Consider the following 25593-nt stretch of genomic DNA (forward strand, 5'->3'; position numbering starts at 1 on the left):
AAATTGCGTGGCTTCAGTGGAATTCATTTTTATAGTTTTCCAAATGATGGACGAGGTCCTTTGGTTGGATCTTCCCCTTCGATGAGACAGTATGCTTCAAGTGTGATTCCACCTGGCGCCTGAAGATAAAAGGTGTAGGAACCATGAACAATAGCCGGGCTTTCTACCTGAATTCCATCGTTCTTGAGACGTTGGTTCAAGTTATCCACCTCTTCCTTACTGTCTTGTGGGAACCCTACATGGAAAGTTTCTGGATATTTGATATCCTTGCCATACATTAAGTTTAATAAAAATCCATCGTCGTCGGTCATAGCCGCAAATGCTTTACCTGCATTGACGTAACAGGTTAATCCAAAATATGTTTCGAGAAAATGTTGAACCTCAATAACGTCAGTTACCGTTAAGTTTAAGTGATTAATTTTCATATGAACTGCCTCGATTCTTCTATCAATTTATCTCGAAAATAAAGTATCTAGATTATCAAGATAAATTAATTCTAAACCAGTTCATACTTCTAGTCAATGTAGAACCTGAATCATTTTAATGAAAGTATTTATCCCAACGCTGCGTTCAACAGTCAAATTCACGGAACATAGGCATCCTCTACCTCAACCTTTCGTTCATTTCCGTTTACAATGTATCTTACGTGAATGACATTTCCTTTCTGAAATTGGGGAATATGTGTAACCGGGATATATGTCTCTACAATCGTGGGAAAGGTACGGCCGTCAACTTGGGTTACGGTCAAATCCAGTCGCACTCCAGGCCTTCCATCCATACTGGATGAAGTTTGTGTAATATCATGAATAACCGCCTCTGCGGGAATTCCCTCCGTTAAAATGCTTTTTTGAAAATGCTGTTTGTGTTTATTGTTACGAAGCAGTTTAAATATCATAACCATAGTGATTGTGCCTGTTATAATCCCAAAACCAATAACAGCAACAATAGTAATTAATGCAGTCGTCATAATGGCCTCCTTTTATTTGAAACTTATGTTTACTATTCCTTGGTTATATCTCTTATTCCTTCAAAATTTGTTTTAAATGGAAATCATTCATGCCAAAAAAGCCACCTTTTTGGTGGCTTCATACAGTTTATGACGTTTTTAAAGTTTTGAAGTTTCTATAATACTGGCCTAAACTGTAGCAGTATATGTTCAACTTAATCTACTTTCGCACCATAAGAGCGTACAAACAGAACAGCTTGTTCGCGATCCAAACGTACGCCTTTAATATCCAATGATTTCAGATCGATTCCTTCCAGATTAGCGCCTCTAAGATCGGCCCCTTGCAGCTTGGCTCTGCTTAAAACTGCTCTTGTGAGATCACAGTCTCTCAGATCCGCTTTGGTAAAATCCGTGTCCGTAAAGTCGGCTTCAAAGAAACGAATTCCTCGCAAATCCTGTTTGCCCAATCGGGTATGTCTCAGATTCGTATAAGACCAATCACCCTGACTTAGTGTAATACCATCCATTTGTGCACCGGAAAAGTCCGATCCCGTCATCTTGCAGGAGGTGAATTTGGAAGCAAATAGATTAGCACCACCAAATAAGCAGTTTTCAAACGCCGATTCTCTATGAATGGAGCCATTCATGGAAGCACCTTTAAAGTCACATTCGATAAAACGGCAGTTGCTTGTCTCGATTTCTTCCATCGAAGCGTTCATAAAGGTACACTGTTTGAAAACACAGCTGATTAGTTCTCCATAACGCAAATCACGTCCCTCAAAATGTACAGCTTCATATTCCTGATCCTTATATTGATACATCACGTACACCCCATCTTGTATGATTATCATGTGTTCACCATTAAAAGAGCTTTTTATAATATACCATACGGATGTCAAGTACCTGCTTAAACGTCTGCAAAAGTCAAGTCACTTTTTTATAGAAAACGGAGCTGCTTCAAATAAAAAAACCGCGAAAATCGCGGCTTTTGGCTCCATAAATGTGTTTAGCTAGTACTTTAATCGGATATGAACAGGGATACTTAACGATGTGTCTCTGTCCTTGTCTCTCTGGTCTTTACCTTGTTCTTCTTGCACAATCCACTGTCTGCCAACTAACAATTGCAGCAACTCGGTCTCTTGCAAGGTCAAATGAATATCTTTCAGTGTCAGATCTTCCTGGATATAATCCTGATCTGCCTTGAGATCGAACCGGAAATAGAGCAGTCTTTTCAGGGCGTTAATATGCAAAAATTTGAATTCATAAACCCTGCTGCGTATGGCCTCTTCCCAGTTGTCTCCCACTTCAGCTGCTGTGTCCAGTCTCTCCACCAGATCCATCGTTGGTTCCTTGATCTTGGATAACAACGAAGAGAACTCTTTTCTCTGTAAACGATCAATGATTAATTCGCTCGGTTCACCGCTCGTCAGAACATTTTCGACTAGCAGAGCTACAGGAATGGATAACTGAACACGGCTCATGCTCCGCCCTCTCCATCTTTGAGATATTGATTAAACCAGGCATTGACCTGTTCAAAGCTATCCACGCGCAGCGAGGGTTTTCCGCTTTTGATCAACGTGTGATTGGAGCCTGGATATCGAATCAGTTTGGTCGTTTTTCCATATCGTTTTAACGTAGTATATAACTCCTCCGCCTGTGCGATCGGTGTACGATAATCCTGCTCTCCATGCATAATCAGAAGTGGCGTTTCAATCTTGTGCGCATGAGCAAGGGGAGAACGGGCCCATAACATGTCTGCATGTTCTGTCGGATTGCCGCCAATTACCCCCTCCACATAGGAGATTCCAATATCACTGGTTCCATACAGGGACAACCAATTGGATATACAACGCTGCGTTACTGCCGCCTTAAATCGATGGGTATGAGCTACGATCCAGTTAGTCATGACGCCTCCGTAACTGCCTCCACCAATACCAAGACGTGTTTCATCCAGAAAATCATATGTTGCCAGTGCATAGTCCATCGCCTCAAGCAGATCACGACAGTCTCCCCCGGCAAAATCTCCTCGGCAAGCTCTGGCGAATTCCTGCCCGTATCCCATACTTCCCCGGGGATTTACCCATAGAACGGCATATCCCTGTGCAGCAAGTGTCTGCATTTCGTGGCTGAAGATGCCTGTATACATGGCGTGCGGTCCACCATGAATCTGTAATATCATCGGCACTTTCGTGTCCGATTTCTGCATAACCGGCTTCATCAACCAACCTTGAATGGGCCATCCGTCCGACGATGTAAACTCGACACGCTCAGGTACATTGACTTCCAAGCCTGCCAAAAATTCATCGTTTCGCCGAGTGAGTCTGAACATATCACTACTGTTAATATCCACACGGTACAGTTCTCCAGGGTGATCCTCAGTCAATGCGCCAATGACCAGCGTCTTACCATCAGGTGACAGGGTATATTGGTATACATCCTTCTCCCCGCTTCCCGTCACGGCTTGGCAATACCCATCCTCGGTGATTTGATACAGGTCCACATTTCCACCCTGGGTGCCCAGTACATATGTCGTACGTTGCGCATGATGGTCATCTATCAGTGGCGACGGAGATGGGCTTGCCGATTTCATATCCCCAAGTGCTGCGTTCCCCAACTGCATATCAACATCAGGTGCCAGCTGCTTTGGAATACCTCCACTACTCGGCACTTCATATAGTCTGTTGTGACTGCCACTTCCGTACTCTCGGTCGCTGGCAATCAGAATCAGTTGCTCTCCATCGGGTGAATATGCGAACTGGCTCACCTGAAGACTGGAATCCGTTACTCTGCGCTGCTCACCGCTTGCCAGATTCACGGTATGTACATCCACAAAGTACAACAGATCGGCATCCAGCCCCTCATCCTGTACCTGCTTAGAAATAAAGGAAATAGCCTGACCGTCTGGCGACCATACCGGAGCAGCAACATTCCATGATCCGGTTGTTACCTGTGTAATGGTTCCATTTCCGATCTCATATACAAACAGATGGCTATACAGACCATCCCACCAGCCGGAGCCTTCTGCCTTGGGTGTCGTGCGCTCAAAGACCTTGCCTCTCAGGGGAGTTACTTTAACTTTAGGTGATTCGTTTGTCTTTGATGTTTTGTCAGTTATCGCTTCAACTTTGCTTGTAAACGCAATATATTGCCCATCCGGGGACCAGACAAATTGTAAAAGCTTGCGCTCAGGGGAGATGAGATTTATAGCCTTTGTATCACCTGACGCAAGGGCCCATAACCCTTTACCCCCACTTTCCAATCGTAAAAAAGCGAGTTGTGTTCCATCTGGTGACCAAGAAGGAGATGAATCCTTTACGCCGTCTGTAAGCGGCTTGTCCCCACTACCATCAAGTGAAACGCCACGAATTTGCGTAATATACTCATTTTTCTGCTGATCAATCGTCTGTTCAACGTATGCCACCTGACCATCTTGATTGATTACAGGCTCGCTAACCCAGCGGTATTGAACTAAGTCCTCTGGCAAGATCGGTCTTTTGTTCATGTGCATGGCTCCCTTCTCCGTTCATCTTATTTCTTGTTTGTATCCGTACGTGGATCAAGTACATCGCGCAGCCAATCTCCCAGGAAAATGACACCAAGAACCGTCAGCGTAATTGCTAGTCCAGGGAAAGTTGCCACCCACCAGCTTGTTGCAACATATTGTCTTCCATCACTGAGCATGCCTCCCCAGGAAATGTCAGGTGGTTTAATGCCCAGGCCCAGGAAACTGAGCGAAGCTTCCATAATAATCGTGGTCCCAACATTCATACCGCAGATCACGATAAAGGAAGATAAAATATTCGGCAGAATATGTTTTAGAATCAATCTCCCATTCTTGGCACCGATTGATCTGGCAGCGTGTACAAAGTCCCGTTCCTTGATACTCAACACTTCACTGCGGACCACACGGGTGAAAGGCACCCAGTTCGTCACACCGATAACCAAAATCAGCGTCGTAATCCCTGGTCCTACAATAGCCATCACAACGAGCATAAACAGAATCGTAGGGATAGCCATGAATGCATCACCCACGCGCATAATAACCGCATCCAGCCATTTTCCGTAAAATCCGGACAAGAGACCAAGAATAGCACCAATGATTCCGGACACGATGACTGCTCCCATACCTACAATTAATGAAACCCGCGCACCATATACGATTCGGCTCCACATGTCCCTGCCCAGATTATCCGTACCCAGCCAGTATTCAGCCGTTCCCCCATCAAGCCAAGCTGGCGGTTTAAGACGATTGAGAGGATTCACTGCACCAGGATCATGACTCGTTAACAGAGGTGCACATATGGCGATTAACACAACCAACAATACGAGCACAGCGCCAAATATTCCGGTCTTGCTGATGATCAGTTGTCTCCAGATATAGCGAAGTCCTGTTGGTGTACGTACATTCTCTTGTTCCTGTTCTGCACCCGGCATTGGCATTTCATTGCTGCCTGTCATCGATTGCACCTCCTTCTAATCGTATTTAATGCGTGGATCAAGCAGTCGGTAGGCCACATCTGTCAAAATATTGGTTACAACGACGATAAACGCAATGACAAAAACGGCGGCCTGTACAATCGCCATGTCATGGGTGTTGACTGCAACAACCAGCAACTGACCTAGCCCGGGCCAGGAGAATACCGTCTCCGTAATCAATGTTCCACCAATTAAGCTTGTGAACTGCAAACTCATAATCGTCACGACCGGAATCAATCCGTTGCGAAACGCATGTTTGCCAATCACGACCATCCGGCCAAGCCCTTTGCTCCGTGCTGTACGGATGTAATCCTGACTCAGAATTTCCAGCATGCTGGAGCGAATCAGACGAGTCATTTGTGCAGCAAGCCCTACCCCTAGCGTAAAGGCTGGCAATATCAGATGTGATACTCCGCCGCGGCCGGATACAGGTAAAACTCCCCACATCACGGAAAATAACAAAATGAGCATGATACCCATCCAAAAATTCGGCATAGCTTTACCAATGACCGATATCCCGGAGATGATCAGATCGGTAAACGTATTTCGTTTGACTGCTGAGGCAACTCCAAGCGGTACAGCCATAACAATGGCAAAAAACATCGCTGCAACAGCCAGTTCAAAGCTGGCCGGCAATCGTTCCAGTACAAGCTGTAAAGCCGGTTCTCCATAACGGAAGGATTGACCAAAGTCTCCCTGCAAGGCGCTGCCAAGGAACTTCATATACTGCGTGTATAACGGCTGGTCCAGTCCGAGTGCCTGCGTTAATACAGCGCGGTCTTCTGCAGTAGCTGTTTCGGGCAGCATCAGAGCTACCGGATCACCCGTGACGCGGACCAATATAAATACGATTAACGAAACAATGAACAGAACCGGTATAACCTGCAGTAGTGACTTCAGTACATATTTGCCCATTTCTCTGTCCACCTCCTTTTAAAAAAGAACGACAGGAACGTGGTGCAGTCCCTGCCGTTCTCGGCTTATCGTTGTCATAACAGGTTGTTCTGTCTGAAGTTACTGTGCAGGTGTAATCTCGTCAGCATAGAACATTTCATCACTACGCGGCTTGAAGTTCACACGGCTATCGGTACCATAAACCCCTTCCATCTGGTACAGATACACAGCTGGGCGATCTTCAGCAAGAATTTGCTGTACTTGCTGGTACTCTTTCTCCCTGGAAGCCGGGTCCATGTTGATCAGCGCAGACTGGAGCAATTTCTCCACTTCCGGATTGTTATAGTCCGACTCACCTTTGGCCTCTTCCAACATGTAACGATTGTAGTTATTTGAAGCATCAAAGAGGGAATTACCAATTCCGATCATGAAGATTTCCTTGAATGACTTGGAACTGTAACGTTCACTGAAAGCACTTGGTTCCAGCACGTCCAGGTTAATTTTGAAGCCCACTTGCTCCAGCATCGCTGCCACGACTTCGGCAGGCTCTTTGTATTGAGAGGATACCGAGATGGTCATCTCCGCTTCACCTTCTGCATAACCTGCTTCCTGCAACAGTTGCTTCGCCTTCTCTTGATCATAAAGCGATGTTTTGTACAACGAAGGATCTGCCCCAAAGTTGCCAGGCGTTACGGATGTGCGAGTCACAATACCTGCACCTCCGGCAATGCTGTCTACAATGCCCTGCTTGTCAATCGCCAGATCAATGGCCTCCCGAACCTTCGGATCAGCTGTGACGCTGCCCTCTGTTTGGCGGAAAATCAACTGAAGTACACGCTGAATCGGTGCTTTGACGATCTTTTTGTCTGCTTCGCCTTCAATGCGAGCAATATCTGTCGACGGTATGGATGCTGCGATATCAACACCACCAGCCAGCAGTTCCGATACACGTGTGGAAGCTTCCGGGATGACACGGAATACAACCTCATTCCATTTCGGTTCACCATCGAAGTAATTTTCATTTTTCACCACTTCAACGCGATCATCTTTTGTCCATTTGCTGAATTTGTATGGACCTGTGCCAACCGGTTGTTTCAGGAATTTATCGAACCCATTGTCCTTAATATATTTTGCTGGCAAGATGCCTGCCCCCATTTTGGACAGACGGTTAAGCAGCAACGGATCTGGTCCGTCTGTAATAATATCTACCGTATGTTCATCGATCGCTTTCACTTCAACAATGTTTTTGAAGTAGCTGTTTTGTTTCAGTGTGCTGTCTTTAGCTACGCGCTCCAGTGTATACTTCACATCTGCTGATGTGAATGGATCACCGTTATGGAAGGTCACGCCTTCACGGAGCTTAAAGCGCCATGTGGTGTCATTCACTTGCTCCCATGAAGTCGCGAGACCTGGAACCTTCTTCTGTTCACTATCATTTTTGATCAGATAATCATATACGTTGACCAGTACTGCTTCACTGGATGTATTATTGTTGTTGTGCGGGTCAAAGCTCTCAATATCCGTAGCAGCTGCGATTGTAAGTGTAGTGCTGGCAACAGTACCGCTGCCAGATTCACTGGATGCCGAATTGCTATCCGTACTCTTACCACCGCAAGCGCTCAGTACCAGTACTACAGCCAATAATGTGATCCACATGCTAGTCCATTGTCTTTTTTTCATTTTCCATGCTCCCCCTAAGAAGTTGTATGTCTTGCCAAATATTCAAGCGCTACGGCGGACAGCATGCCTACACCATAAGGCATGACCGTCTCATCCAGATCGAACATCGGATGGTGAAGCGGGTAACGGGTTCGCTCTTCCTCGTTCCCTGAACCCAATCGGAAGAAAACACCCGGAATCTGTTCACAATAGAATGCGAAATCTTCGCCACCCGTAGATGGCGGAATACTACTCCATCCCTTCGCCCATTCGAGTCCATCAACGGTCTCCGCAAGCAGGTCCACCATGCCCAGATCGTTAACCACAACGGGGTAGCCATCACCATAGATGACTTCATGGCCCGCCCCGAACGAACTGCACACACCACTTACGACCTGTTCAATCAAGGCTGGCATGCGTTCACGAATGGCAGGGGAGAGTGTTCGAACCGTGCCGATCATCTCAACCTCTGGTGCAATGGCGGTTCCCATGTAGCCTCCAGTTATTTTACCGATCGTTACCACAACCGGCTCCAGCGGGTCTACCATACGACTAGCCAGGTTCTGTAGTGCAGTGATGACCTGAGCAGATACGGCAATGGCATCGATACCTTCATGCGGCCTCGCAGCATGTCCACCCTTGCCAAGTACCCGAATCACCAGACGATCTGCCGAGGCAAACGCCACACCTTTGCTTACCCCGACGGTACCCGTATCTTGTCCCGGAGTCATATGCAATCCTGCAATCGCGTCCACTTTCGGATTCTCCAGTACCCCATCCTGAATCATGGCACGTGCACCTGCCAATCCTTCCTCCGCAGGCTGAAACACAAATTTGATGTTGCCCGCTTTCGGTCGGCCGAGGCTCGTTAGCAGCTCCGCCGCTCCCATCAGAATGGTTGTATGTGCATCATGCCCGCACAGATGCGCCTTGCCTTCTACTTGCGAACTGTACTCAGCCGACTTCTGATCTTGTATAGGCAATGCGTCCATATCTGCCCGAAGTGCAAAAGTGGGGCCCTCTGTCTCTCCTCTCAACAAGCCTACAACTCCGGTTTTTCCGACATTACGCGTCACTTCAAGACCCAGACTTTCCAAGTGTTTGGCTACGATCTCTGACGTTCTGAATTCTTCATAGCCGATTTCCGGATGGCGATGGAAATCTCTCCGCCAGGCAATGAGTTGGGGCTGCAATGCTTGTGCACGTTGATATAGTTGTGATTGGTCCATTAGTTCTCATTCCCTTCTTTGTCATCCGATTCTGATACCAGTCGGGCATAGATCGCATCAGCCGAGAATTCGATGTGTCTTTTCATAGTCTCCCGGGACTTGATGCTGTCATGTGCTTTCAGTGCTGCAAGAATCTCCATATGTATCCCATGATTGACGGAGCGGATTCGGTCATCATATGGCATTAGGTCCAATGCCGGATTAATTTTTGTTCGGATCTGTCTCACGGCCGCCTCGCAGTATGGATTCCCGGATGCCTTGGCAATGGTTAGATGGAACTTCACATCCAGAGCCCGAAACCATTCCCTTGTACAATGAGGTTCAATGCTTTGCTCCATATAAGCTTCCAGCAGCTCCAGCTCGCCTGCGGTAATCCGCTCAGCAGCCAGAAAAGCCGCTTCCGGCTCAATAATGGTCCGGTATTCAAACACTTTCAGCATCTGTTCCCAATCCCTTTTAATTTCTTCTCTTGTGCGTTTATGAGAATTGGCTGTCAGAGGCAAGACAAACGTTCCACCCTTAGCCCCCACGCGCTTCTCTATCAGACCTTTGTCTTCCAACGTAGATAACGCCTCACGTACCGTAATGCGACTTGCATTAAAAATCTCGGCCAGTTCTCGTTCCGACGGAAGCTGTTCTTCACTCATTAATTCTTTGAGTATGATGGCTTCTTCCAGTTGTTCTCTAATAAATTCACTGACCTTTTTGGTAGATACTTTTTCAAAACGAAATGAAAACGTACTGGACATGCAAACACTCCGATCTGTAAATGGTCTAGACCTTATACCATTAATATAATTCCGACTAAACAGATATGCAATACTTTTTTGAATATATTTAAAAATAGTTTTCAACTCGACCCGTTTTCCAAATAAAAAAAGATGCATCTGCATTAGACAGAAACATCTTTTTAATTTGGATTATTCTCTCTATATACGTACAGAAGTAAGGCACGGTATAGACAAATGGATAGCGTATAAAAGAACAAAAACCTTTATCCTCCTGATGAGGATAAAGGTTTCTGGAATGTATTTTAGGCTTAATTGGATTCGTTCATGTAAACGGCTTTACCTGTACGAGCGGACTCATAGAGTGCCTCCAGGATCTGTGAAACCACCAAAGCCTGTTTAGGAGTTACAACTGGCTCCAGATCTTTATCGATCGCTTCAATCCATTTTCTCATCTCTACATCCGGTGCACTTTCACTTTTTCCATCGTAGAAAGCGACCCCGCCTGCACTCAGTTCAATTTCGTTGGTGTACAAACGGCTGAATTTCTCTCCATTGATGCGCAGGCCATTCTTCATATCAGCGCCCGCTTCGCTTCCGCTCAAGCTGCATTTCGCTTCATCCACGTCCAGTGAATTGAGCGCCCAGCTGGATTCCAGCATGATCGTCGCGCCATTCTCCATTACAATCATACCAAAAGCGGAATCTTCAACCGAGAATTTTTTCGGGTCCCACGGGCCCCATGCATTCGCTGCATTTTCTCTTTGTGAAAGCTCGTGATGAGTTGTGCCCAGAACAACCTTTGGTTGATAGTTATCCATCATCCACAGCGTCAGGTCAAGTGCATGTGTACCGATGTCAATCAACGGTCCGCCACCTTGTTTCTCCTCATCAAGGAAAACACCCCAAGTAGGTACCGCTCTTCTTCTGATCGCATGTGCTTTGGCAAAGTAAATCGAACCCAGTTCGCCAGCTTCACACAGCTGCTTCAGGTACAAGCTGTCTTCTCTGAAACGGTTATTGTATCCGATGGTCAGTTTTTTACCAGTACGCTCGGCTGCTTCAAGCATTTTTTGCGCTTCAGCAGATGTCTTGGCCATTGGTTTTTCACACATGACGTGTTTTCCGGCTTCCAGTGCAGCAATAGAAATCTCTGCGTGAGAGATATTTGGCGTAAGAACATGAACAATATCAATCGTTTCATCCTGAAGTAATTCTTGATAATCCGTGTATACCTGTGCTTCGGAACTACCATACTTTTCTTTGGCTTCTTCTGCACGTTCCTGAACGATATCACAGAAAGCAACCAGTTCTACATTATCAAGCTTGCTCAAACTTGGCAGATGTTTGCCGTTTGCAATCCCGCCACAGCCAATAATCCCTACACGATACGTTTTACTCATATCTAATCACCCTCACTTTTGGTTTGGTTGTTTCATTTTACGGAAAGCCGATGGGGTCATCCCCAGACGCTTGCGAAAAACAGCATGTAAATAATTAGCATTGGTAAACCCTGAAGCCAGGGCAATTTGTTCGATGGAAACATGACTTTCTTCCAGATTGCGGCACACCGCGCGCAGGCGGATATCCTCCAACACACGGCTGAAAGGCATTTCCGGCTGAACCTGATAAAAGATTCGTTGCAGTTGTCTGCTGCTAATATGTAGCTTCTCCGCTACATTCTCCAGCGTTACTGCTGAGGGATGATTTGCCTCCATATACTGAATGGCATAATCGTACCTGTACACAGACATGTCTCGCACAGGAGCCTCCGCCCGATTCCCCCCGATATCGTAGGCTCGGACGGTTTTCAGCAGAATACTGATCACCTGCTGCTTAATGGACGTGTAATATCCAATCAGTTTACGGTCACAAGCCTCATAAGCTTCCAGGAAACAGTTCATGGCGCGATGATAATCATGTACCGGAGCAAGAGGAAGTGTTCTAAGCTTTTCGATCGTTTCCTCTGACTCTGCTGCCTCCCACGGATCTACACCCTCTCTGGGATGTTCAATGATATCCACATGCAGGCATAGTTCATCCATGGCCTCTTGGGAATCCGCCTCCTGATAATGAACAAGACCCGGACCCGTTAAATACAGCATGCCTTCAGAGAGCGGATGCATCTCATCCCCCAGAATGACTTTTCCTTTCCCTCTCGGGATGAAATGTAACTCGAATTCCGCATGGTTATGAAAATCAACGATTCTGCCTGCTGGAAAAGAAGTCAGATGAAATCGCAGAACTCGTATCTCGTAGTGTCCCCACAGGATCGAGACATCCAGTCTTTCCAGGATATCCTGTCGTTCAAGCATCTTCTCAAAAGGATATCGGCTCAATGCGGCACCTCCCAAACCCTATCCCTGTAACTCTTTCAAGGAGATTTTGCGCCCTTCCTTCGCAGAAAGGTTGGCAGCCTCCATCAGGCGAGTCAATTGAGTAGCCGTCTGCAAATTCTCGGTAGCAATCGTATCATTCTGAATATGGGATACCCACTGGCTGAATGCGCTTTCTCTTCTGTCCAGCAAAGGAATCTCTGTCCATTCCTTCTGTTGATCTGAACCAACATTCGTGCGGATTAGCAGCTTATCCTCTGGTGTTCCGTATAAAAGTGTGCCTTCCGTACCATGAACCTCTATCGCAAACGGCGAATGACTGTTCACAAACCCAGCCTCGACTACACCGATTGCTCCGGAATCCGTAAATAACGTAGCAACCGCGTTATCTTCCACTTCTTTTCCAGTAACATATCCGAAATTAGCATTAACCCCAGTCACTTCTTGACCTAGGAACAGATTCGTCAGATACATCGGATGACAACCGAGGTCAATTAATGCCCCGCCCTGACAATCTTCCAGATGATAAAAATGCTCAGGCAGCCAATTGCCAATCGCACCGTTATGCGATAAACGCACACGAACATAAGTCACCTTACCAAGTAGTCCTTGGTTCAGAACATCTTGAATCGTTAATGTATATCCATCGTTCAAACGCGGTAAAGATACCGTCATTTTCACTCCGTTATCCTGTACATCCGAAATGATCGTATTTACTTCTTTAATCGTTGAAGCGATAACTTTTTCTGTAAAAATGTGTTTGCCCGCTTTCGCAGCAGCAGTGATCACCTCTTCGTGAAGACGTGTCGGTGCATCCACAATGACGGCATCGATGTTGTCCTGTGCCAGCATATCTTCCAGCGAAGCATAGAATGGCACGTTCAAACGTTCAGCAGCTTCCTGTCCGCGCTCGGCATCTTCATCCCATACAGCAGCCATCACCGTATCTTCGTGCTCCTGAGCCTGTTTAATATAATCCCAGGCATGTACGTGCCATAAGCTTATTTTACCTATTCGAATGGTCACTATGATTAACCTCCATACTATATGATATTCTGACATCTAACTATAAATTAACACAGACCTGATCTAATTTTAATAGGAACTTACGACAATAACTATATAAAATTACGACATGAATTAGAATGACCTTCTTAAGAAAACAAGCAAAAAAGCTTCCTGCTCACCAAGTCGTGATAATAGGAAGCTTTCTCTGCATGTAACAATTCGGAATCAAGGATGTCCAAAGTTAAGCTGAAGATATTTTATGGCTTATGATCCGTATGGCGGAAATACCGAATTACCTTGCGATACATCGTCTTGTCTTTTAATTGTTTAAAAATATAAGGGTCCGGCTTGGCATTCACTTCAATGACCCAAGGTGTCAGACTTTGATCCAGTCCAATATCCACGCCAATTCCCTTCAATCGCTTGTATTTCTTGTTCATATGACGAGCTATCCCAACACCCAGCTTATTCATCTCCTGAATCAGTTCATTTCTGCGCTTTGCGGACACATGAGATTCCAGAAGCTTATGAATATCCATTGGCTGACCGCCGTTATGATAATTGGTTACTATTTTTTTGGAATGTCCAAGTCGACCGATAACCCCCGTTGCTTCCCACTGCTGTTCTGGGCTTAACTGTACCATGACCCGGATGTCAAAGCGCCTGTTGTTGTGTTTTAGCAGATGTATTCCTCTTTGAATGAGATAGCTTCGCTGTTTCACAACGTGTGCAAGACTTTTATAGAACGAATCAAAGCTATTAAACGTCAGACGTTTTTGATTCATCTGATACGCAAAATCATGTTGATTTTCCATCTCAGCCTTAATGACGCCCACTCCATGAGTTCCTATTTCAGGCTTGATATATAACATTCCATATCTGGCTATCATGGATTTTAGATTCACCTTGTTAAACTTTTGTGTATCAGGTATGAACGGTTTTATTGAATCATTATTGATAAGCTGCTTTGTTTTTAGCCATTTGCTTCTTAACGGTTGTGATTTCTCAATACCCACAGATCGTTCCTCCAGTCTTCATATTGAACACATATGCTGTTTCATTAAGTTCATGCATCATATGCAATATCATTGAACGAATCTTAGGCAATACTTCTTGAATTTACATACAAAAAGCCGACAACCCCCTCTTCTTTGGGCTTGTCGGCTTTTCACTTTACATTTTCAAATCATCGTTTCTGTTTCAATTTGAAGCTGGATTATAAGCATCTCTGTGATGCTTCGATTAAGGTAACAGATTTTCGTCAACTGGCACATTCGTGTCCGGAGCTTCTGCTGCAGATACGAATAACCGTCCTGGCGCTTCCACCTCGACTTTATTTCCTGCTGCATCCTGAGCACGGATCACGATCACTCCACCCTCAAGCACCAGCGAAGATGCAGTGGTATAGGTCCCTGTATAATGACCAGGTTCCGTTTCCAACAATGGAATCTCTGCGCCAGCCTGTGTGCTCAAATTGGATGGCAGTTCAATCCGGAAAGAGGCCTGTAATTTGGGGATACTGTCGAACGAAACCGTTACAGTTTCTCCTGCCACAATCCGTACATCCTCAGCCGGAGAGATATTGGTCAGTTCAGGCAAAGACGTTTCCACATAAACAGTCCGTGTCACGGTTGTTTTATTGCCTGCAATATCTGTCGCAATGATTGTAATCGTGTTCTTGCCCTCATTCACAAGTACGCGGTGATTAAAACTTCTGTCTTGCTCCAATTTCACCTTCTGTCCGTTAATGGTCACTTTATCGAGGAATTGGTCCTGTACATCGCCCGTCACATGAACCACTTCTGTGTTAGTTCGACTTCCTTCTTCAGGTGTAAGGACAGTTAACACAGGTGCTGTCTGATCCAAGATGATCACAACTGGAAGGGAGCGATCGGTCGTTTTCCCGTTAACTACCGCCTCGGCAGTAATGGCATTAACCCCTGCACGAAGTTTAACATTCAGCTTAAATTTTCCATTCTCCACTGTCGTTGTTCCCGCTACTTCTTTTCCATTATATACCTTGATCTGGGCTCCTGAAGCTGGAGAAGTTCCAGACACAGCAAATGTCGACTGATTGGTATAGGTGCTCGTCGGTTGTGTGAGTACAGGTGCATTCACTGGATATTTCACGACTGCACGAATCATATAGTTACCCTCTTCTGCTGGTGCAGTACTCCATACGCCACCTACACGCTGCCAGCTCCGCCCTGCATTCACACCGTTTTCATCGGTTGCGAGTCCAGGTGCGCTCGTTCCAACAGCAGTCTGTACATACACGATATAGAAATCGCCTTGTACCACTACTGGCTCAGGAAATTCAACGATTGTCCACTGATCATTGCGCAATGCCGTACCGTCGAAAGGTCCTGCCAGCAATCGGCCTGGCGCTCCACCCGATCCGGAGGCATCATAGACGGCATATTTGAATGCTGTTCCACCTGGTACAGGCCATTGTGTATTCCAGAATCGAAGTGATGCACCTGTAAGCTGTGCTGTCTCTAGTTCTGGCGTCATACGTACAGCCCATGCGTTATCTGCGGCCACAAAGGCTCTTGCATTTTCAGCCGTTCCATCGTCATAAGCGATTTCACCAGGAAATCCGATAAATGGTTTTAAGGCAACTTTCGCTTCGACTGTACCGTTTCCAGGTACTGTTACATTTACCGTTTTGCTATAGTAGTCCGTCTTGATGATCGATAACGTATAGCTTCCTTCCAGAACATCCAGAGCAAATTTACCGTCTGCTCCTGTGCGTACAGCACCTACTTGAGCATCTTCCAACACGAGGACGGATGCTCCAGCGATAGGTTTCCCTGTCCGTTCATCGCTCACAATACCTTCAATCTTTCCTTGAGGAATGGTTTCCAGATTGAAGTTGGCTGTTGCTCCACTTCCATCCGTGATGGTTACCGCCTTCGTTTGAGGATAATAGCCATAGGCCTCAGCCTTCAACGTGTAATCACCCGCCACGTGAGTGAAACTGTATTTGCCTGTCGTCGGGTCCGTCTTCACTGAACGTCCTGTTTCCAGAACAGTGACCGTTGCACTTGCAGGCAAACTTTGCGGCGTTACAGAACCTGTTCCAGGTTTCTGTACTTCGGGCTGTTCCTGTTTGGTTTTATTAAATTCGGCCTTGTCCGTACTTGAAATTTTGTACCAAGAAGTATCATATTCCGGCTTAGGCTTATCGCTGTTCAGAACAACTGCCGTATCTTTTGTAACCGTCTCAGCGGCGATACCCAGAATGCGGAAGTCATCGATGTACCAGCCTTGCTTGACGACACTGCTGTCTGAAGTCAATCTGAACCGGAATTGAACTTCATTCCCCTTCAAAGCTGCCAGATCGTAAAATACCGGAGTCCATTGTTTTCCATTTGAAGAATGAGAGAATTTACCGAGCTCCGACCATGTGTTGCCACCGTCTTTCGTGGCTTCAACATAACCGTAATCGTATCCACTTTCGATTTCATACCAATGATTGAACGTCAGCGTAGCTTGATCCACCTGAGTTAGATCCACGACTGGCGATACCAGAGAATAGTTAGAACCGTTCTCATAGGTACTGTCCAGATCGGTTGCCCAAACATTCGGCGGAGAAACCGCACTGGCAGGTCCAACGACAGGTACTCCGCGTTCCCACTCGTCCTTGGTGCCGGAATGAGTCCACTCATTGTCACTGTTGCCATCAAAGTGATCGATGAAGATATCTTCAGAGACCTCCACGGTCACGGATACCTCATTCGACTTGTCACTCTCATTGCCACTATAATCAAGAGCGGCTACCGTATAAAAATAAGTCGAATCTGTTACTGTAGCCGTATCCGTAAATGTCGTTGCAGATGTATTTCCGAGCAATTCATAACCTGTGCCTGAATTCGTTGAACGATATACGTTGTAGGATTTCAGATCCTCATCGTCCGATCCCGTCCAGGACAAGTTTACATTCCCCAGTATGTCGGCAGAAGCGGACAATCCGCTTGGTGCTCCCGGAGCAATATCATCTGGAGCTTGTACTGAAAAGTCATCGATATACCAACCAGCCTTCTGAACGGAATTGTCACTGGTCAGATTAAACTTGATAAATACCTGTTGACCGGCGTATTCACGCAAGTCAATATATTGCGTTTTCCAGCCTCCACCGGCACCTGTAAAGCTCAATGCCTCTTCAAATACGAAGTCACTATCCTCTGTTGCAATGTACACTTTGCCAAAATCGATATTGCTCTCCAAATCATACCAGTGCTTGAAGGATAACAATGCTCCCTCAGGGCTCTGGGTAAGATCAATTGGTGGTGCAAGTAAGTAAGCATTACTGTTGGCTGCATAAGTCCCAGTCAGATTAGTTGCAATCACTTTGTCACCAGAGTAGGCACTTCCCGGTCCACTTGTTGGTGCTCCCCATGCCCAAGTGTTGCCAACTCCACCCGAAGTAAAGCCCAGATTGTCTTCCTCAAAATCTTGCAGATACCCAGGCTGGACTCCATTGGAGACAGCAACCTTGTAAACTTCACTCTCGAATCCGTTGTTGCCATAATCATTGACCCGGATATAGTACTCCAAACCCTGTGACTCGATTAGAAATGCCGGAATTGTCGCTGTATAAGTTCCATCTTTGGCATCCCCAGCTACTCGATTCATCGGCAGATATACGTATTGGCTCGTGCCCGTTGTTTTGGCAAATGCCTCCACTGTGGTTACACCGACATTATCGGTAACACGTGCAGTCAGTGGAATATCAAGCCCCGTAAAGGCAGAATTGACAGGCGTATGTTCCAGAACCGGCGCTTCCAGATCGTCACCAGCTGTGACAACCCTGCCAGATACCGTGCCTATGCCTTCGAGGACAGAGCCCACAGCATCCAGTGCATTGATAATGCCATGACCGTAACCGTTATTTGGCGAATTTGGATACCGGCTGTCTGTTCTCGGTGTAGCTGTATCCATAATGATCTGCTCTAACTGATCAACCGTAAGGGAATGATTAGCTTGAAGCAGGAGTGCGGCCAGTGCAGTGGTATGCGGGCCTGCCATGGACGTGCCGTTCCAGCCACCCTCATATACTCCGCCCGGAACAGAGGAACGGATGTTAACACCTGGAGCCGAAACTTCCGGCTTAATTTCCTCATAAGGGGAAGGACCAAGAAGGGAAAAAGAAGCCAGATTCCCGTTGATATCCGTTGCTCCCGTAGCGAAGCTCTCTGGATAGTTCGCAGGGTTCGCCACCGAACCTGGACCTCCCGGATTCGTCAGTGTCACATTCCCGGCTGAAAATTCCGGAAAGATCTGTGCATCACGCCAAGCCTGTACCATTGGACGGAACCACTCGTCCAATCCTGGACCACCACCCCAGGAATTGTTAACCACATCCGGGGCAAGCTCAGGATGCAAGTTTCCTTCAGCATCCACTGGAGCAATCAGCCATTGACCGCCATCCAGTATAATGGCATCCGTGGTACTCGGATTGAAAATCCGAACGGCAATCCATTTTGCCCCTGGAGCAACCCCAATCTTGTTGGTGCCGTTCGCTTCGGAGCCTACCATCGTACCCATGGTATGTGTACCATGACCGTCTCCATCCGCAGGAAGCGAAGCATTGCTATGGGGATCGTACCAGCTTAGTTCGGGATCAACGATATTTCCCGAAGCATCAAGCCCTCTCCATTTGCTCCGAAGCGCTGGATGCGTGTAATCGACCCCGCTGTCCAGGTTGGCAACAACGATTCCTGTACCGTCGATTCCTTTATCCCAGACTGCTGGCGCGTTGATAGAATCGATATTCCATTCTACGTTCTCTGTCTGCAGGCTCTTATCGTTAGCCGCTGCGCTTTCTTTCGCTGGCGACTCTTTTGCCGGGATCGTTGTAGTGTCTGCCGCAGGGGCTGCGGTTGCTTTTTCATTACTGACCTCGGTTTTTTGCAGAAAACGCTCCTCATTTGGCAATATTTTATCTACCTCAGGCAGAAGTGCAATCTGTTCCATGACTTCTTTGGTGCTCGTTACTGCCAGTGCATTAACGATGAAATAGCTTTTATATTCTTTGACCTTGCCAAGGTCAAGTTCCTTTTCAAGAAAACTTTCAAGTGTGTACTGAGATCGCGAGGCCGTTTCCCGCAGAGAGCTGACAACGGTGCTTCGTACCGACAGTTTCGTTGCCGAAGCCGTTTGCTTTTCGATTGTTGCCTTTTGCATGGCTTGTTTGGAGACAGAGGCAGTATCTACCTGTTCTTTCATTTTCACCAGATAAGTTACATAATCATTACTCTCAAATTCCTTGCTTAATTTGGCATTGACTTTGGAAGTAGTGATTTTGTCCGAACTGGATTTCATGTCAATCTTCTGCGATGCGGCGTTTTCAGCTGAAACCGGTTGTATGATAGATAATGCAAGGAGAAGCGACAGGCCCATGGACAGCGGCTTGCGTAAACGATTCATCTTTATCAAACTTTTCCACTCCTTTTACCCGGTTTTTGTAATACAGTGATTTACTGTATCCATTTCTAAAAATGAAAACGATGAAACGGCCTCAACATGGGCAGACGTGTTGCGTTCATTTACATCAAGCCTCACCTCCTTTACAGGACAGGTTATTAAATTACATCGCATGTGAAAGATTATAAGTAGCCAAATTTAGCGTATATGGAAGAGGTGAATTTCAGATCAATTAATCTTGTGGGTGGAAGTTTATTCGCATTCATTAAGGAGGGTAATCACCGGCGTTAGCAAGAACGCTTACTTTACATGGGAGTATGATTGATCTGGATAGATCAGGAGATTTCTTGAATATGTACAAACACTCTTAAAATTACATATAATATAAAATTTAGAATCTAATTGTATATTTATGGTATATTATAGAGTCATAAAAAGAGATATACAAGCACTTTTATAGAAAATAATAGAAAATAAGCCTTTTTAATGCTTTCATAAGTCTAATGACTCTCCGTTAATCATATGTTTTTCGCAAATGTGAATACCACGGCTTTTTAATTGATCCAAACAGTTCTTTATAACTATGACTGATTCACTCTGATAGTAAAAAGAACGACGCGAGAAACTTCGCGCCGTTCTTTTGGGGTTCTCCCAAACCAATCTTGTCATGTTCGTTGTTTCAGACGATCCAACACCAGATACACAACGATGGCATCATCCAGATAACCAATCGGAAAGAGATAGTCCGGGATCAGATCCGCAGACGAAATAAAATATAACAATGCACTACCGATCAGAGAACGATCGTTCTCGGGTGTAATCTCATCACAGTATTGAATATGCATTTCCTTCAAATGTTCAATGAACGGTCCTGCACCGTTTATCTGATTGATTTTTAGATCAAACTCCTTACATATTATTCGATGCCCTTCATCTGTACGTGCATATTGTTCGTACTTAACCATTTCCTGTTCTATCCGCTCTGTTGTCACATCGAGGTCAAATAATTTCGTATGTTGCAGGACCGTCTTGATCGATTCAAGCGAATCCAGAATACCCCGCTCGGCCACTCTTTTTGCGTTATCGATTTTGTAGCCTGCAGCCTCAATGAGATGATCCAGAGATACATCCAAATGTTCGGAAAAGATCTGTAAATGCGTGAGCTTCGGTTGCTGCTTTCCGTTCAGAATCCGAGAAATGGTGGCCGTGTCCATTCCGCACAACGTACTGAATTTGCGCATCGAGAGAGAGCGTCTGGCAAGCAGAGGCTTGATCAAATCTCCGATATGGCAATCCTTTGTTTGATCATTTGCTCTCACCAGCATCCCTCCAGAGATATGATCGATAGTCTAGTATATGGGACAATGTGGTGAAAGTTTACTTTATTCTTTCTTCATCAGCAGCGTTTTGTTGCATTTTTCTCAAGGACGGGCACATGAATCTCAACACGACATACATTAAGAGCAGAATACAGATCATGAGGTGATTGTATGGCGTGGATGCTCATTCTTGCTTTGGCCGTCTCTTCGAGTCTTGACAATCTGGGTGTCGGACTATCGTACGGGATCAGAAAAATCAGAATCAGCCTATTTTCGAATTTTTTGATTGCCGTTGTTTGTTTGTTGTTCAGTTATTCAGGCATTTTGTTCGGAAAATGGATTTCGATCGTACTACCTGGCGTTTTCCCTATACTACTGGGGACATTTATCCTACTCGTTATCGGTTTTCGTATCATCTTGTTATCCGTTCCCCGCAAGAAGAAAGATCACGAAGAGACCGATTCCCAAACCCTCGGGATCGGGTCTATTTTACAAAATCCGGAACGTGTAGATTTGGACAAATCGAATCATATTGGAGTTCTGGAAGCGTTGATTCTGGGTGTTGCACTTTCGACAAACGCACTGACGAATGGCTTAAGTGCAGGGCTGATGGGCTTATCCCCCTTGTATATTTCCCTTACCGCAGCGATCGGCAGTTTTGTTACCGTATGGTTTGGCGTGTGGATGGGGTCCAAAGCGGCAAACGTTCGTATTGGTTCATTCACATTGGGACAATTCGGAACGCTTGTCAGCGGGGTTCTCTTGTTGCTGATTGCAGCCAATAATTTGTTCTGATCATGTATGCAAATTCCAAAAAGGAGACATCTGATCAGCTGTCTCCTTTTTGAGCATGTTAAACCTTTTCTTAACGGATTATTGTCTTGTCCGAATCCTGGGTTATTTACCGGCTCATCTTATTTCAGTGCCGTAACCACTTCTTCACTGGAGCGAATCCGACCCAATCTGGGGAAAATGGTTTTACAAACGTAGTCATGCTCTTCCTTGGTTGCAGCTGTCATTGCATCTTCTACAAAAATCTGTTGATAACCGTGCTGATAAGCTTCTCTGGCTGTAGTATCTACACCGATTGACGTAGAAACGCCACATAATACAATGGTATCTATTCCCCGACGTCGCAACTGGAGGTCCAGATCCGTACCGAAGAAAGCACCCCATTGACGTTTGGCAACCGTATGATAAGGAGTATGGGCAGTCATTTCAGGCACGAATTGATCCCAGTCTGCGCTAAACTGAATCGCTCCCCGTTCCATATCCGTCTTTGGTTTCAACATGTCTTTTCCATCGACTGAAGAGACTTTTACAAGCACCACAAAAGCTCCCTTTTCCGTGAAAGCCTGTGCTAACTTGGCCGCATTCTGCACCACCTGCTCACCTGTATGTGGAGACTGTAGCGGGCTATTCACAATCCCCTTTTGCAAATCAATCACGACCAGCGCTGTTTTTTCAGCTGTAAGCTGTTCAGCTTCTGCTTTTTTCAAGTTTTCCATGATCTTTTCTCCCAATCGTTTCAAGTTTTTTGTATACCTTAAAATACACCCAGCCAGCATTAATCAATATCAATGCACTGGTAATCAAGAACACATATCGTATTCCCATCCAGGCAGCCACTTGTCCGCCTAAAACAGCACCGCCGAATACTCCCAGATATCCTGCTGACATGTTAAAACCGAACATTCTACCAGTCAGGGAAGCTGGTGTAATTTTTTTGATCAGAGTATTCACCGAAGGAATTAGCCCAGCTGCCGCCAATCCCAATAAGAAACGCAGGCCCATCAACTGCCACGGACTCGTTACAAACGCCTGTGCTATGAAGAGAATTCCGGCAGCTAAAAGAGCAACCAATATGACCTTCTGTGCACCTATTTGGTCCGAAAGCTTACCCAGTCTTGGCGCAGCAATGAGATTGGCCAATCCTGATGCCGAGAACACGATTCCAGCCAACAGAGCAACATGCGAAGTGTTACCGGAAAGCTGCGTAATATATACGGTAATGATAGGCTCCACCGAATATAAGGCCACAGTGAGTACAAAAAAAGTAACAAACAAGTTAATCGTCAGACTTTTCTCGGGCACTTTTCGCCATACTTCCCTAAGACCAAGCACCACCTTGTCCTCTCGCGTGAACGATTCCTTCACAAATAAGGCGGTCGTAATAAAGGCAATCATCATCAGCCCACCCGTTATAAAAAACGAATTTTGGAGCCCCCAATTTACCCCTATGAATCCACCAATTGTCGGACCGATCAAGGAACCTGCGATGTTGGCGGTTGAAAGTGTTCCCAAAGCATAACCCGCATGTTTGGAATCGGTTTGGGTCGCTATCAGCGTTGTACAGGCGGTGCTATATCCTGTGATGACACCCTGTAGCAGCCGAAGTCCAATGAGCATATACACATTTGTTGAGAACCCCATACAACCTACCACTACAGCCATCCCCAAACTGGCTCGAAGCAGCATTGGTTTTCTCCCCCATCGGTCGGCAGCCGCTCCCCATATGGGGGAGAAAATGGCGGAAAGTATAAACGTGATGCCAAAGGCAATTCCGGAGAATTGGGCAATCGCTGCTGAGTCATTCACACCAAGCTGCTTGATGTACAGCGGCAAAATCGGTGCGATCTGACTCATGCCTACTCCGGTCACAAACATTCCGAACCAGCATACAATCAAATTTCTTTTCCACAGCGGCATATCAACAAGCCTTCCTCCCGCTTCAGAATCATATCCTCATCTTAGCGATCAGAACGGCTATACACCATGCATTATGTTAAACTCCATGGACATTTTTGCTGTAAAATTCCGTTGGACTCATGCCTTCCAATTGTTTAAATAGCCTACTAAAATAGAATTCATCCGTGTAACCGAGTACCTGCGCCACCTCTTTAACTTTGTTGTTTCCTTCCAAAATGATCTCTTTTGCTTTATCCATCTTCAGTTTGTTAAAAAATTCTATGATGGAGTATCCTGTAATCTCTTTGAAAGCTCTTGATAAATACGGGGCTGATAACTGCACGAGCTCAGATAGTTCGGTCAAGGTGACTTTACGATGCAAATGTTGATTCATATAGTTGATGATCTTTTCCACTTTCAAGGATGTCGCATAATTACGATGCCGCTTTTTTAGATTTTGGCCGATCGCAATAAGCAATTGCTGTAGTAAGGACTTGGTGCTAAACTCATAACCCGGCAGTTTTGTATGCCAAGTGTCTACCATATGTTTAAATACTTCTTCCAATTGATAATAATCCTGTAATTGCTGGACAGCTGGTAAGGGAAACATCTCGACGTCCTCGTTTACAGTCCATGTATTGTCATTCTGCTCGATCCGGACATAACTGAAGTGAACCGAAAAAAAACTTATGGGATTCTTAAAGTCAATCTCTATCAAGTGAGGCACATCCGGTTGAAGGTAGATCAGGACGCCTTCCTGAATGGTATGTCTTTTACTCTCAATGGTAATCTCCGCTTTGCCGCCTGTAATAAAAATGAGTTCATGATGCTGAAGCGTTCGCACCCCTTTATTGGAAAATGTCCGAAGTTCATTCGGCTTCCTTGAGTTGCAGTATAAAATATGAAAAAAAAGCTGTTCTATATTCATGGTTCCCTCCACGCACATATCGTTCTTGCTGTCTCATTCGCTCTTCCGGTTCACCTGTTCAGGATTTCCAAAGAGTGGCATGTTTAGTATACAGGGGTTTCAGCTGAGGATGGTTTTTCAGTTGATTCATTCAATCCTGTTTGTGACGAAGATAAACCTAAAAGAACAAAAAAACAAGCTGTCTCCAATACAAATGGAGCTCAGCTTGTTTCCTGACTTATTTATTCTCATTGCGTGTTAGTAAATCAAGTAATATTCAAGCCACCACTTGCATAGCCGACAACGGTATTCACAAGTGTGAGTCCGGCAGCTGTCGCCGAGAACACCAGCAACAGACGTGTCTGTGCAGTCACCGGGATAGCCAATCCGGTTGTTATACCATTGGAGATGGTGCCCAATGCGATAATACCTGTAAGTGGAGGTGCCAGCGTCACGACAGCTCCAGGAACAGCCGTAAATGCATTGTCTGGCGTAGGCGAGCTGAACAGTTGTGCTGTGATGGTTACCGTTGAACCGACTAATGACAAGGCTGCGGTTGTGCTAAAGTACGCAGCAATGGAAGTTATAACGCCATCCCTTGGAGCTGAAAATGCAAAGTTAATGAGTGGGCCAACTACTGACCCTGTTAAATCAATGGTGCCCCCGACCAAGCTTATTCCCGTTGCCGAGCTACCGAAACCAATCAGGCTTGTAGTACCAACCAATCCACCAACGAGTGTTGTCAAAATGGCTGGACCACCAGAAGCAAACGGAATGATGGCTCCCGAACCTGTAGCTCCCGTTACGCCAGTAACACCAGTTACTCCGGCCAATCCCGTAGCTCCTGTTATACCAGTAACCCCAGCTACTCCTGTCGCTCCAGTCACACCGGTGGCTCCAGCCAATCCTGCGGCTCCCGTAGCACCAGTCACACCGGTGACTCCAGCTACTCCTGTCGCTCCAGTCACACCGGT

At 45.8% G+C, this 25593-nt stretch carries 21 protein-coding genes; 1 reads left to right on the forward strand and 20 read right to left on the reverse strand.

Annotated features, from left to right (window positions below):
- Positions 1-29: 29 nt before the first annotated feature.
- From A6049_RS13850 to A6049_RS13925, 16 genes are all read right to left on the reverse strand, one after another.
- Positions 30-425 (reverse strand): VOC family protein, encoded by a 396-nt coding sequence (locus A6049_RS13850; RefSeq protein WP_063565201.1) that lies wholly within the window; start codon positions 423-425, stop codon positions 30-32.
- Positions 426-583: 158 nt separating this feature from the next.
- Entirely contained in the window at positions 584-967 is a 384-nt protein-coding gene (locus A6049_RS13855; RefSeq protein WP_063565202.1) for a hypothetical protein, read from the reverse strand.
- Positions 968-1161: 194 nt separating this feature from the next.
- Complete coding sequence (locus tag A6049_RS13860) at positions 1162-1767, reverse strand: pentapeptide repeat-containing protein (protein WP_063565203.1); 606 nt, start codon at positions 1765-1767, stop codon at positions 1162-1164.
- A 189-nt stretch (positions 1768-1956) separates the two neighbouring features.
- Complete coding sequence (locus A6049_RS13865) at positions 1957-2427, reverse strand: hypothetical protein (RefSeq protein WP_063565204.1); 471 nt, start codon at positions 2425-2427, stop codon at positions 1957-1959.
- The gene (locus tag A6049_RS13870; protein ID WP_063565245.1) at positions 2424-4448 is read right to left on the reverse strand and encodes a S9 family peptidase; all 2025 of its coding nucleotides are present in this window, start codon (positions 4446-4448) and stop codon (positions 2424-2426) included. Before A6049_RS13870 ends, A6049_RS13865 begins: the two co-directional genes overlap by 4 nt.
- A gap of 26 nt (positions 4449-4474) precedes the next feature.
- Positions 4475-5380 (reverse strand): ABC transporter permease, encoded by a 906-nt coding sequence (locus tag A6049_RS13875; RefSeq protein WP_371121424.1) that lies wholly within the window; start codon positions 5378-5380, stop codon positions 4475-4477.
- A gap of 39 nt (positions 5381-5419) precedes the next feature.
- Positions 5420-6337, reverse strand: a complete 918-nt coding sequence (locus A6049_RS13880) for an ABC transporter permease (RefSeq protein ID WP_063565206.1) — start codon at positions 6335-6337, stop codon at positions 5420-5422.
- A 99-nt stretch (positions 6338-6436) separates the two neighbouring features.
- A complete protein-coding gene (locus A6049_RS13885) occupies positions 6437-7996 on the reverse strand; it encodes an ABC transporter substrate-binding protein (protein WP_063565207.1) in 1560 nt (519 codons plus the stop codon).
- 14 nt (positions 7997-8010) lie between these two features.
- Positions 8011-9204, reverse strand: a complete 1194-nt coding sequence (locus tag A6049_RS13890) for a M20 metallopeptidase family protein (RefSeq protein ID WP_063565208.1) — start codon at positions 9202-9204, stop codon at positions 8011-8013.
- Positions 9204-9953 carry a FadR/GntR family transcriptional regulator gene (locus A6049_RS13895; protein WP_063565209.1) on the reverse strand — a complete coding sequence of 250 codons (750 nt, stop codon included), beginning with the start codon at positions 9951-9953 and terminating at the stop codon, positions 9204-9206. The genes A6049_RS13890 and A6049_RS13895 overlap by 1 nt, the downstream gene beginning before the upstream one ends.
- A gap of 290 nt (positions 9954-10243) precedes the next feature.
- A complete protein-coding gene (locus tag A6049_RS13900) occupies positions 10244-11335 on the reverse strand; it encodes a Gfo/Idh/MocA family protein (protein WP_063565210.1) in 1092 nt (363 codons plus the stop codon).
- Between the two features lie 12 nt (positions 11336-11347).
- Positions 11348-12271, reverse strand: a complete 924-nt coding sequence (locus tag A6049_RS13905) for an AraC family transcriptional regulator (protein ID WP_024634223.1) — start codon at positions 12269-12271, stop codon at positions 11348-11350.
- Between the two features lie 18 nt (positions 12272-12289).
- Positions 12290-13294 (reverse strand): Gfo/Idh/MocA family protein, encoded by a 1005-nt coding sequence (locus tag A6049_RS13910; RefSeq protein WP_240321393.1) that lies wholly within the window; start codon positions 13292-13294, stop codon positions 12290-12292.
- Positions 13295-13533: 239 nt separating this feature from the next.
- Positions 13534-14292: a YheC/YheD family protein gene (locus tag A6049_RS13915; RefSeq protein ID WP_063565212.1), complete on the reverse strand. Its 759-nt coding sequence runs from the start codon at positions 14290-14292 to the stop codon at positions 13534-13536.
- Between the two features lie 226 nt (positions 14293-14518).
- Positions 14519-19717 carry a S8 family peptidase gene (locus A6049_RS13920; RefSeq protein WP_095206086.1) on the reverse strand — a complete coding sequence of 1733 codons (5199 nt, stop codon included), beginning with the start codon at positions 19715-19717 and terminating at the stop codon, positions 14519-14521.
- A 653-nt stretch (positions 19718-20370) separates the two neighbouring features.
- On the reverse strand, positions 20371-21030 hold the full coding sequence (locus tag A6049_RS13925) for a DUF1232 domain-containing protein (protein WP_063565213.1): 660 nt from the start codon (positions 21028-21030) through the stop codon (positions 20371-20373).
- Positions 21031-21195: 165 nt separating this feature from the next.
- Between A6049_RS13925 and ytaF the strand changes: the two genes are divergently transcribed.
- Complete coding sequence (gene ytaF, locus A6049_RS13930; protein WP_063565214.1) at positions 21196-21819, forward strand: sporulation membrane protein YtaF; 624 nt, start codon at positions 21196-21198, stop codon at positions 21817-21819.
- A 119-nt stretch (positions 21820-21938) separates the two neighbouring features.
- On the opposite strand, the gene A6049_RS13935 is transcribed toward ytaF, so the two are convergent.
- From A6049_RS13935 to A6049_RS13950, 4 genes are all read right to left on the reverse strand, one after another.
- Positions 21939-22532: a hydrolase gene (locus tag A6049_RS13935; protein WP_063565215.1), complete on the reverse strand. Its 594-nt coding sequence runs from the start codon at positions 22530-22532 to the stop codon at positions 21939-21941.
- Entirely contained in the window at positions 22504-23733 is a 1230-nt protein-coding gene (locus tag A6049_RS13940) for a multidrug efflux MFS transporter (RefSeq protein ID WP_063565216.1), read from the reverse strand. The genes A6049_RS13935 and A6049_RS13940 overlap by 29 nt, the downstream gene beginning before the upstream one ends.
- A 76-nt stretch (positions 23734-23809) precedes the next feature.
- Complete coding sequence (locus tag A6049_RS13945) at positions 23810-24640, reverse strand: AraC family transcriptional regulator (RefSeq protein WP_063565217.1); 831 nt, start codon at positions 24638-24640, stop codon at positions 23810-23812.
- Positions 24641-24885: 245 nt separating this feature from the next.
- Positions 24886-25593, reverse strand: a 708-nt coding sequence (locus A6049_RS13950; protein WP_275078633.1) for an exosporium glycoprotein BclB-related protein, incomplete at its 5' end; no start/stop codon positions are given.

Source organism: Paenibacillus sp. O199 (assembly GCF_001636635.1).
Taxonomy (GTDB): domain Bacteria; phylum Bacillota; class Bacilli; order Paenibacillales; family Paenibacillaceae; genus Paenibacillus; species Paenibacillus marchantiae.